Source organism: Burkholderia sp. BE12 (genome assembly GCF_002959955.1).
In the GTDB taxonomy this organism is placed as follows: domain Bacteria; phylum Pseudomonadota; class Gammaproteobacteria; order Burkholderiales; family Burkholderiaceae; genus Burkholderia.
In genome coordinates this window covers 1-15,159 of record NZ_PREY01000015.1, presented here as the reverse complement: position 1 = coordinate 15,159, position 15,159 = coordinate 1, and the positions used below count along the sequence as shown (strand labels likewise).

General features: G+C 67.8%; 13 protein-coding genes. All 13 read right to left on the bottom strand.

Annotation, left to right across the window (positions count from 1 at the left end; genetic code table 11):
- Nucleotides 1-14 precede the first annotated feature (14 nt).
- Complete coding sequence (locus tag C4B30_RS18240) at nt 15-767, bottom strand: cell division protein FtsQ/DivIB (RefSeq protein WP_006477014.1); 753 nt, start codon at nt 765-767, stop codon at nt 15-17.
- Nucleotides 768-786: 19 nt separating this feature from the next.
- Complete coding sequence (locus tag C4B30_RS18235; protein ID WP_027783457.1) at nt 787-1,728, bottom strand: D-alanine--D-alanine ligase; 942 nt, start codon at nt 1,726-1,728, stop codon at nt 787-789.
- 84 nt (nt 1,729-1,812) lie between these two features.
- Nucleotides 1,813-3,210 carry a UDP-N-acetylmuramate--L-alanine ligase gene (gene murC, locus C4B30_RS18230; protein WP_027783456.1) on the bottom strand — a complete coding sequence of 466 codons (1,398 nt, stop codon included), beginning with the start codon at nt 3,208-3,210 and terminating at the stop codon, nt 1,813-1,815.
- Nucleotides 3,207-4,310, bottom strand: coding sequence for an undecaprenyldiphospho-muramoylpentapeptide beta-N-acetylglucosaminyltransferase (gene murG / locus C4B30_RS18225; RefSeq protein ID WP_027783455.1), 1,104 nt, complete (start codon nt 4,308-4,310; stop codon nt 3,207-3,209). The genes murC and murG overlap by 4 nt, the downstream gene beginning before the upstream one ends.
- Nucleotides 4,307-5,590, bottom strand: a complete 1,284-nt coding sequence (gene ftsW, locus C4B30_RS18220) for a putative lipid II flippase FtsW (protein ID WP_027783454.1) — start codon at nt 5,588-5,590, stop codon at nt 4,307-4,309. Before ftsW ends, murG begins: the two co-directional genes overlap by 4 nt.
- Nucleotides 5,587-7,098 (bottom strand): UDP-N-acetylmuramoyl-L-alanine--D-glutamate ligase, encoded by a 1,512-nt coding sequence (gene murD / locus C4B30_RS18215; protein WP_027783453.1) that lies wholly within the window; start codon nt 7,096-7,098, stop codon nt 5,587-5,589. The genes ftsW and murD overlap by 4 nt, the downstream gene beginning before the upstream one ends.
- 28 nt (nt 7,099-7,126) lie before the next feature.
- On the bottom strand, nt 7,127-8,296 hold the full coding sequence (gene mraY / locus C4B30_RS18210; RefSeq protein ID WP_006477019.1) for a phospho-N-acetylmuramoyl-pentapeptide-transferase: 1,170 nt from the start codon (nt 8,294-8,296) through the stop codon (nt 7,127-7,129).
- A gap of 16 nt (nt 8,297-8,312) precedes the next feature.
- Complete coding sequence (locus tag C4B30_RS18205) at nt 8,313-9,719, bottom strand: UDP-N-acetylmuramoyl-tripeptide--D-alanyl-D-alanine ligase (RefSeq protein WP_027783452.1); 1,407 nt, start codon at nt 9,717-9,719, stop codon at nt 8,313-8,315.
- Nucleotides 9,716-11,263 carry a UDP-N-acetylmuramoyl-L-alanyl-D-glutamate--2,6-diaminopimelate ligase gene (locus C4B30_RS18200; protein WP_027783451.1) on the bottom strand — a complete coding sequence of 516 codons (1,548 nt, stop codon included), beginning with the start codon at nt 11,261-11,263 and terminating at the stop codon, nt 9,716-9,718. The genes C4B30_RS18205 and C4B30_RS18200 overlap by 4 nt, the downstream gene beginning before the upstream one ends.
- Nucleotides 11,260-13,107: a peptidoglycan D,D-transpeptidase FtsI family protein gene (locus tag C4B30_RS18195; RefSeq protein WP_027783450.1), complete on the bottom strand. Its 1,848-nt coding sequence runs from the start codon at nt 13,105-13,107 to the stop codon at nt 11,260-11,262. Before C4B30_RS18195 ends, C4B30_RS18200 begins: the two co-directional genes overlap by 4 nt.
- Entirely contained in the window at nt 13,104-13,445 is a 342-nt protein-coding gene (gene ftsL, locus C4B30_RS18190) for a cell division protein FtsL (RefSeq protein ID WP_006487110.1), read from the bottom strand. Before ftsL ends, C4B30_RS18195 begins: the two co-directional genes overlap by 4 nt.
- Nucleotides 13,442-14,383 (bottom strand): 16S rRNA (cytosine(1402)-N(4))-methyltransferase RsmH, encoded by a 942-nt coding sequence (gene rsmH / locus C4B30_RS18185; protein ID WP_027783449.1) that lies wholly within the window; start codon nt 14,381-14,383, stop codon nt 13,442-13,444. Before rsmH ends, ftsL begins: the two co-directional genes overlap by 4 nt.
- Nucleotides 14,384-14,406: 23 nt before the next feature.
- Nucleotides 14,407-14,835, bottom strand: coding sequence for a division/cell wall cluster transcriptional repressor MraZ (gene mraZ / locus C4B30_RS18180; RefSeq protein ID WP_006487094.1), 429 nt, complete (start codon nt 14,833-14,835; stop codon nt 14,407-14,409).
- Nucleotides 14,836-15,159: the final 324 nt, after the last annotated feature.

Here is a 15,159-nt window from a genome sequence, read left to right as displayed (position 1 = left end):
CGTGTGATCTCTCGTTACTTCTTGCGCTTGTCGGTATCGGTCAGGAACCGCATGCCTGCCGCGCGAATCGCGAATCCGTTCGGATAACGCAGATCCGCGTACTCGATGTCGTTGCCCCAACGCTCCGTGACGGCCGGCCACGCGGCGACCAGGCGCTGGCTCCGGTCATGCAGCGTGTCGCTGTTGCGCTCCTTGCCCAGCTCCACCTGCATGCCATTCGACAGCTTCACCGTCCACGCGTACCGCGCCGACAGCGTCACTTCTTCCGGCGCCGCCTTCAGCGGCGCAAACCATTTCCCGAAGTCGCGATACCGCGTGACGACTTCCTTCGCACTGCCCTCCGGGCCGTCGAACGCCGGCAGCTCCTGCTCCAGCTCGCCCTGGTTCGCGGTGAACAGTTCGCCGTCCACGCTCACGAGCTGATCGCTGCCCCAGGTCCCGAGCGGTTTGTACTCCTCGAGCGTGACAGCCAGCGCATTCGGCCACACCCGGCGCACGCTCGCGTGACGCACCCACGGCATCTGCTCGAACGCCGCGCGCGCCGTATCGAGATCGACCGTGAAGAAATTGCCCTTCAGCCGGCCGACCACGCCCGCGCGCACCGTCGGCGAATTGATGTGCTCGGTGTCGCCGTCGATCCGGATTTCCCGCAGCGCGAACGTCGGGCGCTGGATCAGCCAATAGCAGCCGGCCGCCGCCAACACGAGCAGCAGCAGCGCGTACAGCGCGCTGGCGGCAAGGTTGAGTTGGCGAACGTTGTTCCACATACGTCGTTCCGTTCCTGCGTCAGTCGTTGAGGGTGAGCGACAGCACCTTCACGACCAGCTCCGAATAGCCGATGCCGACCGCGCGCGCGGCCTTCGGCGGCAGCGAGTGGTCGGTCATCCCGGGGGCCGTGTTCACTTCCAGGAAATACGCATTGCCGGCCGCGTCGAGCATGAAATCCGCGCGGCCCCAGTCGGTGCAGCCGAGCACGTCGAACGCGCGGCGCGCGATGCGCTTCAGTTCCGCTTCCTGTTGCGCCGGCAAGCCGCACGGGATCAGGTACTGCGTATCGTCGGCGACGTACTTCGCGTGGTAGTCGTAGAACTCGCCGGCCGGCACGATCTTGATCAGCGGCAGGTCGAGATCGCCGGCGATGCACGCGGTGTATTCGCCGCCGCCTTCGATGCTCTTCTCGACGATCACGATCTTGTCGTGCGTCGCGGCTTCCTCGAGCGCGGCCGGCAGCGCGTCGGCCGTCTTCACCTTCAGCACCGCGACGCTCGAGCCTTCGCTCGCCGGCTTCACGAACAGCGGCAGGCCGAGCTTCGCGACAATGTCGGTCGCGCGCGCGGCCAGGTCGTCGCCGCGCATCACCGTCTCGAACGGCGGCGTCGGCACGCCCGTCTGCTGCCACACGAGCTTCGTGCGGAACTTGTCGAGGCCGAGCGCCGAGCCGAGCACGCCGCTGCCCGTGTAGCGAATGCCGTAGAAATCGAGCGCGCCCTGAATCTGGCCGTTCTCGCCGTAGCCGCCGTGCAGCGCATTGAACGCGCGCACGAAGCCTTCGTCCTTCAGCGCCGACAGCGGCCGCTCGGCCGGGTCGAACGGATGCGCGTCGATGCCCGCGTCACGCAGGCCCTGCAGCACGAGGCGGCCCGAGGTGAGCGACACCTCGCGCTCGGCGGATTCGCCGCCGAACAACACCGCCACCTTGCCGAAACGTTTCGGATCGATCCCGCTCATGTCAGCCTCCGCCGGGCCGCCCCAAGGAGGCTGACCGCCCCCGCGGGGGGCAGCGAACGAAGTGAGCGTGAGGGTAGTTTCATGTCATGCCTTCTGTTGAATGTGTTGCACGAGCTTCGCCGGCACGCCGCCGATCGAACCCGCGCCCATCGTGATCACCACGTCGCCGCTCTGCGCGACCTTCGCCAATGCATCCGGCACGTCGTCGACCGTCGCGACGAACACCGGGTCGACCTTGCCCGCCGCGCGCAGCGCACGCGACAGCGCATCGCCGCTGGCCGTCGGGATCGCGGCCTCGCCGGCCGCATAGACTTCCGTCAGCACCAGCGCATCGACCGTCGACAGCACGTTGACGAAATCGTCGAAGCAGTCGCGCGTGCGCGTGTAGCGGTGCGGCTGGAACGCCAGCACGAGGCGGCGGCCCGGGAACGCGCCGCGCGCGGCCGCGATCGTCGCCGCCATCTCGACCGGGTGATGACCGTAATCGTCGATCAGCGTGTACTGGCCGCCGTCCGCGCTCGGCACTTCGCCGTAACGCTGGAAGCGTCGGCCGACGCCGTTGAATTCCGCCAGCGCCTGCTGGATCGCGTCGTCCGACACGCCGAGGTCGGTCGCGATCGCGATCGCCGCGAGCGCGTTCTGCACGTTGTGCAGGCCCGGCATGTTCAGCACGACCGCGAGCGGCGCACGCCCTTCGCGGATCACCGTGAAATGCATCCGGCCGTCGCGCGCGTCGATGTCTTCCGCGCGCACCTGCGCGTCCGGCGACAGGCCGTAGCGCACGACCGGCTTCGAGATGAACGGGATGATCTGCCGCACGTTCGGATCGTCGACGCACACGACCGCGCTGCCGTAGAACGGCAGGCGCTGCGTGAATTCGATGAACGCCTGCTTGAGCCGCGCGAAATCGTGGCCGTAGGTGTCCATGTGGTCGGCGTCGATGTTCGTGATGACTTCGATCACCGGATACAGGTTCAGGAACGACGCATCCGACTCGTCGGCCTCGGCGACGATGAAATCGCCCGTGCCGAGCCGTGCGTTCGCACCGGCGCTGATCAGCCGGCCGCCGATCACGAAGGTCGGGTCCAGGCCGCCCGCCGCGAGCACGCTCGCGACGAGGCTCGTCGTCGTGGTCTTGCCGTGCGTGCCGGCGATCGCGATGCCCTGCTTCAGCCGCATCAGTTCCGCCAGCATCACCGCGCGCTGCACGATCGGCACGCCGCCGTGACGCGCGGCCAGCACTTCCGGGTTGTCCGAACGCACGGCCGTCGACACGACGACCGCGTTCGCGCCCTCGATGTTCGCCGCGTCGTGGCCGATCGCGATCCGCGCACCCAGCGCCGCGAGGCGATCGGTCACCGCATTGCGCGACAGGTCCGAGCCGCTGACCGTGTAGCCGAGGTTGACGAGCACTTCGGCGATGCCGCTCATGCCCGCGCCGCCGATCCCGACGAAATGAATGTGTTTGACGATGTGTTTCATTGCAGTTGTTCCAGGTTCGCGCCGGCCGCCTTCGCGCAGACGCGCGCGACTTCGTCGGTGGCCTCGGGCTTCGCGAGCGAGCGCGAACGTTCCGCCATGGCCGCGAGCGATGCCCGCGACTGGCCGCGCAGCCAGTCGGCGAGCAGTTCCGCCGACAGGTCGCGTTGTTGCACCAGCACGGCCGCGCCCGCATCGGCGAGGAACGCGGCGTTGGTCGTCTGGTGATCGTCGACCGCGTACGGGAACGGCACGAACAGCGCCGCCACGCCCACCGCCGCGATCTCCGACACCGTCATCGCGCCCGACCGGCAGATCACCAGATCCGCCGCCGCATACGCGGCCGCCATGTCGTCGATGAACGGCACGAGCCGCACGTCTTCGCCGGCCGCGAAACCGGCCGCTTCGTAATTCGCCTTCAGTGCCTCGATGTGCTTCACGCCGGCCTGGTGCACGACGCGCGGGCGCTCGCCCGGCGTCAGCAGCGCCAGCGCGCGCGGCACGACTTCGTTCAGCGCGGCCGCCCCGAGGCTGCCGCCGACGACCAGTACGTTCAGCGCGCCGCTGCGCGACGCATAGCGTGCTTGGGGCGGTTCGGTGTGCGCAAGTTCCGCGCGAATCGGGTTACCCGTCCATTCCGCATGCGGCAGCGCGCCGGGGAACGCGACGAGCACGCGCTTCGCGAGTTTCGCGAGCACCTTGTTCGTCAGGCCCGCGATCGAATTCTGTTCATGCAGCACGAGCGGGCGCCCCGACAACGCGGTCATCACGCCCGCCGGGAACGTGATGTAGCCACCCATCCCGAGCACGACGTCCGGTCGCACGCGGCGCAGCGCGCCGAGGCTCTGCCAGCATGCACGCAGCAGGTTGACCGGCAGCGTCAGCTTGGTCTTCAGGCCCTTGCCGCGCAGGCCGCCGAACCGCACGTACTCCATCGGAATGCCGTGCTTCGGCACGAGCGTCGCTTCCATCCCGGCCGGATTGCCGAGCCATACGACACGCCAGCCCGCCGCTTCCATCCGGTGCGCGACCGCGAGCCCGGGGAACACGTGGCCCCCGGTGCCGCCTGCCATCACCATCAGCGTGCGTTGCGACGCGGTCATACCTTCCCTCCGCGCATCAGCACCCGGTTTTCGTAATCGACCCGCAGCAGCACCGCGAGCGCGACGCAGTTCAGCAGGATGCCGGAGCCGCCGTAGCTCACGAGCGGCAGCGTCAAGCCCTTGGTCGGCAGCAGCCCGAGGTTCACGCCCATGTTGATGAACGTCTGCGCGCCGAACCAGATGCCGATGCCCTTCGCCATCAGGCCCGCGAACGTGCGATCGAGCGCGAGCGCCTGGCGGCCGATCTCGAACGCGCGGCGCACGATCCAGTAGAACAGCAGGATCACGACCAGCACGCCGACGAAGCCGAGTTCCTCGCCGATCACCGCGAGGATGAAGTCGGTATGCGCTTCCGGCAGGTAGTTCAGCTTCTCGACGCTGCCGCCGAGGCCGACGCCGAACCACTCGCCGCGGCCGAACGCGATCAGCGAGTGCGTGAGCTGGTAAGCCTTGCCCTGCGCGTAGCGCTCGTCCCACGGATCGAGATACGCGAAGATCCGCTCGCGACGCCACGGCGACAGCCACACGAGCATCGTGAAGGTGCCGACCGCCGTCGCGACGAGGCCGCCGAACAGCTTGCCGTTCACGCCGCCGAGGAACAGCACGCCCATCGCGATCGCGGCGACCACCATGAACGCGCCCATGTCGGGCTCGAGCAGCAGCAACGCGCCGACCAGGCCGACCGCGAACGCCATCGGCAGGAAGCCCTTCGCGAAGCTCTGCATGTATTCCTGCTTGCGCACCGTGTAGTTCGCGGCGTAGATCGTCACCGCGAGCTTCATGATTTCCGACGGCTGCATGTTCGTGATGCCGAGCGGAATCCAGCGGCGCGCACCGTTCACGCCCTTGCCGACGTGCGGGATCAGCACGATCACGAGGCCGACCAGCGCGATCAGGAAAAGATGCGGCGCGTATTTGTCCCAGGTCGACACGGGCACGCGGAACGCGATCACCGCCGCGACGAATGCGACGGCGAGCGACACGCAGTGGCGCATCAGGAACGCGTAATCGTGATACGACGCGTATTTCGGCGAATCGGGCATCGCGATCGACGCCGAATACACCATCACGACGCCGAGCCCGAGCAGCGCGATCGCGACCCACAGCAGCGAATAGTCGAAATCGAGCATCCGCGAACGGCTCGGGCGCACGCCGTTGACGACGCTCGCGAGGCCGCCCGTCGCGGCGCGCGTGGCCGAAGCGACGCGGCCGCCCGCGGCGTTGCCGCCGGCATCGCGCCGGTCGTTGAAACGGGAGACGAGGCGATCGGACCAGCTCATGGCGTCGCTCCTTTGTCGATGGCGATTTCGTCGACCGCCGCGCGGAACACATCCGCGCGATGGGCGTAGTTCCGGAACATGTCGAGGCTCGCGCACGCGGGCGACAGCAGCACCGCATCGCCCGGCTCGGCCAGCTCGGCCGCCGCGTGCACCGCGCTTTCGAGCGTCGCGTGGTCGGCGAGCGGCACGCCCGTTTCGGCGAGCGTGTCGCGGATCGCCGGCGCGTCGCGGCCGATCAGCATCACCGCGCGGCACCAGCGCGCGACCGGCGCGACCAGCGGCGCGAAATCCTGCCCCTTGCCGTCGCCGCCGGCGATCAGCACGATCTTCTGAGCGAGCCCGTCGAGCGCGGCCACCGTCGCGCCGACGTTCGTGCCCTTGCTGTCGTCGACGTAATCCACGTCGTCGATCGTCGCGATCACTTCGACGCGATGCGCTTCGCCGCGGTATTCGCGCAGCGCGTGCAGCAGCGGCGCTGCGGCCAAGTCGATCGCACGCGCGAGCGCGAACGCGGCCAGCGCGTTCGCCGCGTTGTGCAGCCCGCGGATGCGCAGCGCGTCGGCCGGCATCAGGCGCTTCTGCGCGATATCGGGCGTATGCGCGGCGTCGCGCTTACGCCGGCGAGTCGGCATCGCTTCATCCGGCGCGTCGCGATCGACGGCTTCCACCAGCCATGCGATACCGTTGTCGCGCGACAGCCCGTAGTCGCCGTCCTGCGTCGGTTCGTTTAGGCCGAACGTGACCGTGCGCGGCGCGTCGGCCGCGCCGGCTGCCGGCGCGAACTTCATCACGGCCGCGTCGTCGCGGTTCAGCACGCGCGTCGTCGTCGCGCCGAAGATCCGGCCCTTTGCCTGCGCGTATGCGTCGAAGCTGCCGTGCCAGTCGAGGTGGTCCTGCGTGATGTTGAGGATCGCCGCGGCATCGGGCGCAAACGTGCGCGCGGTCTCGAGCTGGAAGCTCGACAGTTCGAGCACCCATACGTCGGGCAGCGCGGTTTCGTCGATCGCGCTCGCGAGCCGGTCGAGCATCGCCGGGCTGATGTTGCCCGCGACGGCGACCTTCTTGCCCGAGCGCTGGCACAGCAGGCCCGCGAGGCTCGTCGTCGTGGTCTTGCCGTTGGTGCCGGTAATCGCGAGCACCTTCGGCTGGTAGCCGCTCGTGCCGAGCGCGCGCAGCGCCTGCGCGAAGAATTCCAGCTCGCCCCACACCGCGACGCCGCGCTCGTTCGCGGCCGCGACCAGCGCCGCGAGTGCCGGCTCCAGCGGCGACAGCCCGGGGCTCAGCCCGACGATCTCGATGCCGCCGTCGAGCAGCGCGGGCGTGAACGCGCCGCCGACGAATTCCGCGTCGATGCCTTCGGCCTGCAGCGCGGCAAGGTTCGGCGGCGCCTCGCGGGTATCGGCAATGCGCAGCCGGCACCCGTGCCTCGCGCACCATCGCGCGATCGCGAGACCCGATTCCCCGAGCCCCAGTACGAGCACCATCGGCCGTTGCCGATCTCCAAACATCTCGCCAGACATCCTTGTTACCTTTCCTTTACCGCAGCTTGAGGGTGGTCAGACCGAACAGGCACAGCATCAGCGTGATGATCCAGAAACGCACCACCACCTGCGTTTCCTTCCAGCCGGACAATTCGAAATGGTGATGCAGCGGCGCCATCTTCAGCAGCCGCCGCCCTTCGCCGTAACGCTTTTTCGTGTACTTGAACCACGAAACCTGCAGCATCACCGACAGCGTTTCCGCGACGAAGATGCCGCCCATGATGAACAGCACGATTTCCTGGCGCACGATCACCGCGACCGTGCCGAGCGCGCCGCCGAGCGCCAGCGCGCCGACGTCGCCCATGAATACCTGCGCGGGGTGCGTGTTGTACCAGAGGAACGCGAGCCCTGCCCCGCCCATCGCGGAACAGAAGATCAGCAGCTCGCCGGCGCCCGGGATGTGCGGGAACAGCAGATATTTCGAATAGACCGCGCTGCCCATCACGTACGCGAACACACCGAGCGACGCGCCGACCAGCACGACCGGCATGATCACGAGGCCGTCGAGGCCGTCGGTCAGGTTCACCGCGTTGCTCGCCCCGACGATCACGAAGTAGGTCAGCACGATGAAGCCCCAGACGCCGAGCGGGTAGCTGATCGACTTCAGGAACGGCAGCATCAGGTCGGCGCGCGCCGGCAGCCCCATCGACAGGCCGCTCCTCACCCACGCCATGAACAGGTCGAACACGCGCACGTTGTTCGCCTCGGACACGCTGAACGCGAGATAGACGGCCGCGAACAGCCCGATCACCGACTGCCAGAAATACTTCTCGCGCGACGACATCCCGCGCGGGTCCTTGTGGACGACCTTGCGGTAATCGTCGACCCAGCCGATCACGCCGAAACCGAACGTGACGAGCATCACGATCCAGATGAAACGGTTCGTCAGGTCGCCCCACAGCAGCGTCGCGACCGCGATGCCGATCAGGATCAGCACGCCGCCCATCGTCGGCGTGCCGGACTTGACGAGGTGGGTCTGCGGGCCGTCCTTGCGCACGGCCTGCCCGACCTTCATTTGCGTCAGCTTGCGGATCACCCACGGTCCGCACACGAGCCCGATCCCGAGCGCGGTGATGGTGGCCATCACCGCACGGAACGTGAGGTACGTGAACAAGCGCAAAAAGCTTGCGTCACCTTGCAGCCATTGCGCCAGCGCCAGCAGCATGCTTCCTTCCTTCTACTCAGTGTGCGGCGGGCACGGTGCCCGCCGCGGGTTGGTTCGTCAGCGCGTCGATCACGCGCTCCATCTTCATGTACCGCGAGCCCTTCACGAGCACCGTCGCCTGCGCGCCGTAACCGGCCGCGAGCAGCGCCGACACGAGCGCGCCGACGTCGTCGAAATGGCGCGCCGTGTCGCCGTATGCGGTGCACGCGTCGCGCGACGCGTCGCCGAGCGCGAACAGCGCGTCGATTCCGCGTTCGCGCGCGTACGCACCGATTTCGCGGTGGAAGGCCGGCCCTTCGTCGCCCACTTCGCCCATGTCGCCGATCACCAGCACGCGCGGCGCCGGATGCGCGGCGAGCACGTCGATCGCGGCACGCATCGAATCGGGGTTCGCGTTGTACGTATCGTCGACGACCGTCGCGCCCGCGAGGCTGCCGACGCTCGCCTGCTTCACCTGCAACCGGCCCTTGACCGGCTCGAACGATTCGAGACCCTGCCGGATCGCGGACAGCGCGACGCCGGCGCCGAGCGCCGCAGCCGTCGCGGCCAGCGCGTTACGCGCGTTGTGCTCGCCGAGTGCACGCAGCCGCACCGTGACGGCGCCGACCGGCGTGTCGATCGCGAGTTCGCCGCCGTGCACGCGCCCGACGACCTGCGCGTCGTTCTGACGTTCGGCGTCGTGCAGCGCGAAATCGAGGATCCGGTTGCCGGTCGACGCGACCCGCCAGATGCCCGCGTACGCGTCGTCGGCCGGGAACACCGCGACGCCGTCCGGCGGCAGCGCGTGGATCACCGCCGCGTGTTCGAGCGCGACGGCCTCGACCGTCGCCATGAATTCCTGGTGCTCGCGCTGCGCGTTGTTGACGAGCGCGACCGTCGGCGCGGTGAGGCGCGCGAGGACTTCGGTTTCGCCCGGGTGGTTCATGCCGATCTCGATCACCGCCAGACGATGCGCGGCCGACAGGCGCAGCAGCGTCAGCGGCAGGCCGACATCGTTGTTCAGGTTACCGGCCGTCGCGAGCCGCGCGTCGGCACCGACCGCCGCCGCGAAGATGGACGCGATCATTTCCTTGACGGTCGTCTTGCCGTTGCTGCCCGTCACCGCGACGAGCGGCAGCGGGAATCGCATCCGCCAGCCGTGCGCGAGCGCGCCGAGCGCGGCGCGCGTTTCGCCGCCTTCGATCATCGGCATCGCGACGCCTGCCGGCGCATGCGCGACGAGCGCCGCGGCAGCCCCGCGCGCGGCGACGTCGCCGAGGAAGTCGTGCGCGTCGAAGCGCTCGCCCTTCAGCGCGACGAACAGGTCGCCCGGGCCGGCCGTGCGGCTGTCGGTCGACACGCGGTCGAAGGTGATGCCCGCGTCGCCGCGGACGGTGGCCCCGGGAATCAGGCGGGCGGCTTCGCCGAGACTGAGCATCGTCATTCCGCGCCTCCCTTGCCGTGCGTCGCGCGCGCTGCGAGCGCGAGCCGCGCGTGATCCTGGTCGGAGAACGCCCGCTTCTTGCCCATGATTTCCTGCGTGGCCTCGTGGCCCTTGCCGGCCAGCACGACGACGTCCTCGCGCGCGGCGCCGCGCACCGCCTGCAGGATCGCGCTCGCGCGATCCTCGATACGACGTGCGCGATCGGATGCGGTCATGCCCGCGACGATCTGGTCGATGATGTGCTGCGGATCCTCGCTGCGCGGGTTGTCGCTCGTGACGACGACTTCGTCGGCGAGCCGCTCCGCGATCGCGCCCATCAGCGGACGCTTCGTCGCATCGCGATCGCCGCCGCAGCCGAACATGCAGACGAGCCGGCCGCCGCGCGCCGCGGCGATCGGGCGCAGCGCGTCGAGCGTCTTTTCGAGCGCGTCGGGCGTATGCGCGTAGTCGATCACGACGAGCGGCTCGTCGTTCTGTAGCCTGCCGCCGAGCCGCTGCATCCGGCCGTTGACCGACTCGAGCCGCTCGATCTCGGCGAGGGCCGCCGCAAACGGCACGTCGGCCGCGAGCAGCGAGCCGAGCACGGCGAGCAGGTTGCTGACGTTGAACGTGCCGAGCGTGCCGACCTCGACATCCGCGTCGCCCCACGACGAACGCAGACGGAATGCGGTAGCCGTCGCGGTCGCGCGCACGTCGAGCGCGACCAGCTCGCGATCGGCGTCGGGCGCCGGTGCGTCGCCGATCCCGTACGCGATCGTGCGCACGCGGCCGGCCAGCTTCTCCAGCAGACGGCGGCCTGCTGCGTCGTCGCGGTTGATCACCGCCGCGCGCAGGCCGCGCCACGCGAACAGCTTCGCCTTCGCGGCCTCGTACGCATCGAACGTGCCGTGATAGTCGAGGTGATCCTGCGTGAGATTCGTAAACACCGCGATGTCGAACGCCGTCCCGTTCACGCGCCCCTGGTGCAGCGCGTGCGACGACACTTCCATCGCCACGGCCTGCGCGCCCGCGTCGCGCAATTGCGCGAGGCTGCGCTGAAGTTGCGGCGCGTCGGGCGTCGTGAAGCCGGTCGGCACGAGCTGGCCGGGCATCCCGCTGCCGAGCGTGCCGATCACCGCGCACGGTTGGTGCAGCGCCGTCAGCGCGGTGGCGATCCACTGCGTGCACGACGTCTTGCCGTTCGTGCCCGTGACACCGATCGCGAGCAGGCTGTCGCTCGGATCGCCGCACCAGCCGCTGGCGATCTCGCCGGCGAGCTGGTCGAGCGCCGGCACCGCGAGCGCGACGGGCACGGCCGGCGCGGCCGGTGCGTCGGTCAGCCCTTCCGGCTGATACAGCACGGCGGCCGCACCGCGCGCGACGGCGTCGGCCATGAAAGCACGGTTATCCGCCCCGTCGACCGCATACGCGACGAACACGTCGCCGGCCTTGAGGCTGCGCGTGTCGGCATGCAGTTGCGCCGCGGGGGCCACATGCTGGCGCAGCCACGCGAGCGCGGCTGCGATCTGCTGATGCGCCGGATGGGAACTGCGGGCGGCGCTCATCGAACAACTCCTGGTGAATTACGCGTCGTGCTGGACACGATCATATGCTTCGCGCCGCTCCCCGCGGCCAGCTTTTGCGGGCCCTTTGCGGCAGCCGATTCCGGCGAATCGTCGGACACGACGAGCTGCTTGATCGGCATGTTCGGCGGGACGTTCAGCGCACGCATCGTGTCGCCGGCGATCGCCGAGAATACGGGGCCGGACACCTGGCCGCCGAAGTGGCTGCCGGCGGTCGGCTCGTCGACCGACACCGCGACGACGATGCGCGGATTCGGCATCGGCGCCATCCCGACGAACGACGCGCGGTACTTGCGCGTGTAGCCGTGACCTTCGTGCTTGTACGCGGTACCGCTCTTGCCGCCGACGCGGTAGCCCGGCACGGCCGCATCCGGCGACGTGCCGCCCGGCGCGACCACCGTCTCGAGCATCGCACGCACTTCGCGCGCGGTGGTCGGGTTGAACACTTGCGTGCCCGCGATCGGCTGATTGGGGTCGGTCTTGAAAATGGTCACGGGCATCAGTTCGCCGTCGTGCGCGATCGCCGTGTACGCCCGTGCGAGCTGGAACAGCGACACCGACAGGCCGTAGCCGTACGACATCGTCGCCTGCTCGATGCGGCGCCAGCTCTTCCACGGACGCAGCCGGCCGGCCACCGCGCCCGGGAACCCGACCTTCGGCGCCTGGCCGAGGCCGATGCTCGTATACATATTCCACATTTCCTCGGGCCGCATCGTCATCGCGATCTTCGTCGCGCCGATGTTGCTCGACTTCTGGATCACGCCGCCGACCGTCAGCGTGCCGAAACCCGCGTCGTCGGTGATCGGCGCGCCGTCGAGCACGAAGTGCCCGTTGCCCGTCTCGACGAGCGTGTTCGGCGTCACGCGGTGCAGATCGAGCGCGAGCGACACGGTGAACGGCTTCATGATCGAGCCCGGCTCGAACACGTCGGTCATGATCCGGTTGCGCAACTGCTCGCCGGTCATGCGCGAGCGGTCGTTCGGGTTGTACGTCGGGTAGTTGACGAGCGCGAGCACTTCGCCGGTACGCACGTCGACGACCATCGCCGCGCCGGCCTTCGCCTTGAACTTCTCGACGGCGGCCTTCAGGTTCGCGTACGCGATGTACTGGATCTTGCTGTCGATCGACAGGTCGACGTCGGTGCCGTTGTGCGGCGGAATCTGCTCGGCGACGTCCTCGATGATGTGCCCCATCCGGTCCTTGATCACGCGGCGCATGCCCGACGTGCCGGACAGCATCTTCTGGTCGCCCAGTTCGACGCCTTCCTGCCCTTCGTCCTCGACGTTCGTGAAGCCGATCAGGTGAGCGGTGATCTCGCCTTCCGGATAGAAGCGCTTGTATTCGTTGCGCTGATAGATGCCGGGAATGTCGAGCGCGGCGACCTTGTCGGCGACGTCGATCGGCACCTGACGCTTCACGTAGACGAAACCCTTGTCTTCCGACAGCTTCACGCGCAGTTCCTTCGGCGTCATGCCGAGGAGCTTGCCGAGCTGGTTGATCTTGTCGGCGTCGAGATCGTCCGGCACCGCGTCGGGAATCGCCCAGATCGCGCGCACCGGCAAGCTCGTCGCGAGCACGAGCCCGTTACGGTCGAGAATCTTGCCGCGCGTGGCCGGCAGCTCCAGCGTGCGCTGGTAGCGGCTTTCGCCCTGCTTCTGGTAGAACGCGTTGCCGGGCCCCTGGATCCAGAATGCCCGCGCGGCCAGCGCGACGAACGCCATGAACAGCATGAACACGACGAGCTTCGAGCGCCACATCGGCAGATGCACGCCCAGCACGGGGCTCGACGAGAATTTCACGTTCTGGCGCTTCGGGGACGGTTTCATCGCGCGCCTCCCTTGCCCTTGCCGGCGGTATCGGCCGAAGCAGGGATCGGCGCGTCGATCGCCTTCGCGGCGCCCGGCGGCAGCGTCAGGTATTGCGTGCGGCCGGTCGAGATCGGCTGCATTTTCAGCGAATCGTTCGCGAGCTGCTCGATGCGGGACGTCTTCGACAGCGCGCTCTGCTGATATTGAAGCTGCGCATAGTCCTGCTGGAGTTGACGCTCCTGCGACTGCGCGCGCTGCAGCTGGATGAATATCTGGCGTTGCTGGTTCGTCGAGTTGACGACCGACAGCGCGCAACCCATCACGATGATCAGCAGGAAGATGTTGAGGCGGCTCATGGCGTGACGCGCTCCGCGATGCGCATCACGGCCGAGCGGGCGCGCGGATTCGCGGCGACTTCCGCTTCGCTCGGAAACTGGCGGCTGATGATCTTGAGCGGCGGGCTCGGGAGGTCGACGGCGCGGATCGGCAGACGACGATCGACCGCAGGCGCACTCGCGTGCGCCTGCATGAATCGCTTGACGATCCGGTCCTCGAGTGAATGAAAGCTGATGACCACCAGCCGCCCCCCTTGCTCCAGCAACGACAGTGCCGCGTCTAGTACGACTTGCAGGTCCGCAAGCTCTTGATTGACGTGAATCCGTATAGCCTGAAAGGTGCGGGTTGCCGGATCCTTGCCCTTCTCACGGGTTTTGACGACGTGACCCACGATTTGGGCAAGCTCGCCCGTGGTGTCGAGAGGCCCAAGACGGTCGGACTCTGCCCGGCGAGCAACAAGCGCCTTTGCAATCTGAAAAGCAAACCGTTCTTCCCCATAATCCCGTATCACCTCCGTCAATTCCTGCACCGAAGCCCGCGCGAGCCATTCGGCCGCCGACTCGCCACGCGTCGGATCCATTCGCATGTCCAGCGGACCATCGGCGCGGAAGCTGAAGCCGCGCGCCGGATCGTCCACCTGCGGCGAGGACACGCCCAGGTCCAGCAACACCCCCGACACCTTCTCGACGCCGCGCGCCGCAAGCGCGTCGCGCATCGATGCAAAGCTGTCATGCACGATCGAGAAGCGCGCATCCTCGATGCCCTGCGCCGTCTCGATCGCCCTCGGATCCTTGTCGAACGCGATCAGCCGCCCGGCCGCCGCCAGCCGCGCGAGCACCGCGCGGCTATGGCCGCCGCGCCCGAACGTGCCGTCGACATACACGCCGTCCGGCCGCGTCACGAGCGACTCGACCGCCTCATCCAACAGCACCGTCCGATGCCGCAATTCATTTCCCATCGCGGGCGTCTCCGTCACCGCAATCAGAACGTGAAATTCTTCAGCGCGTCGGGCATGCCCTGCGCCATCGCTGCCTGCTCCTTCGCGTTGTAGGTCTGCGAATCCCACAGCTCGAAGTGACTACCCATTCCCAACAACATGACTTCCTTTTCCAGTCCGGCTGCCATGCGCAGCTCGGGCGATACAAGAATCCGGCCCGCGCTGTCGAGATCGACGTCCATCGCATTGCCGAGAAAAATTCGCCGCCACCAGTGCGCGTCCATCGGCAGCGCGGCGATCTTGGCGCGGAACACTTCCCATTCGGGGCGCGGAAACAGCAACAGGCAGCCGTCCGGGTGCTTGGTCACAGTCACCCGTCCTTCTGCCTGTCCTTGCAGCGCTTCGCGATAGCGAGCCGGCACCGACATCCGGCCTTTCGCATCGAGCGTCAGCGCCGACGCCCCTTGGAACACTTTCCGCTCTCCCGTTCAGGGCACCGAAGCACCCGCTCAATGCTGAGAATTTAGCCGGAACAGCCTGCTAAATCACACAAAAATACACTTTCTCACACTGTCTCCCACTTTAGAGGAAGGGTGTGGCACGGTCAAGGGAGCGGCCCGCTTTTTTGACGAATTTTGTTAGTTAGAACAAGGACTTACGCGCACATGCTCATGCGGCCCCTCATTCCAAAAACCGTTATAAATGAAAGAGCTAGTGCAACTTGTGAAGGTGATACGTGAGAAAGATGGGCCAGACGGGCGTGCGGACGGGGCTTTCGGGGGCGGGAAAACGAGGAG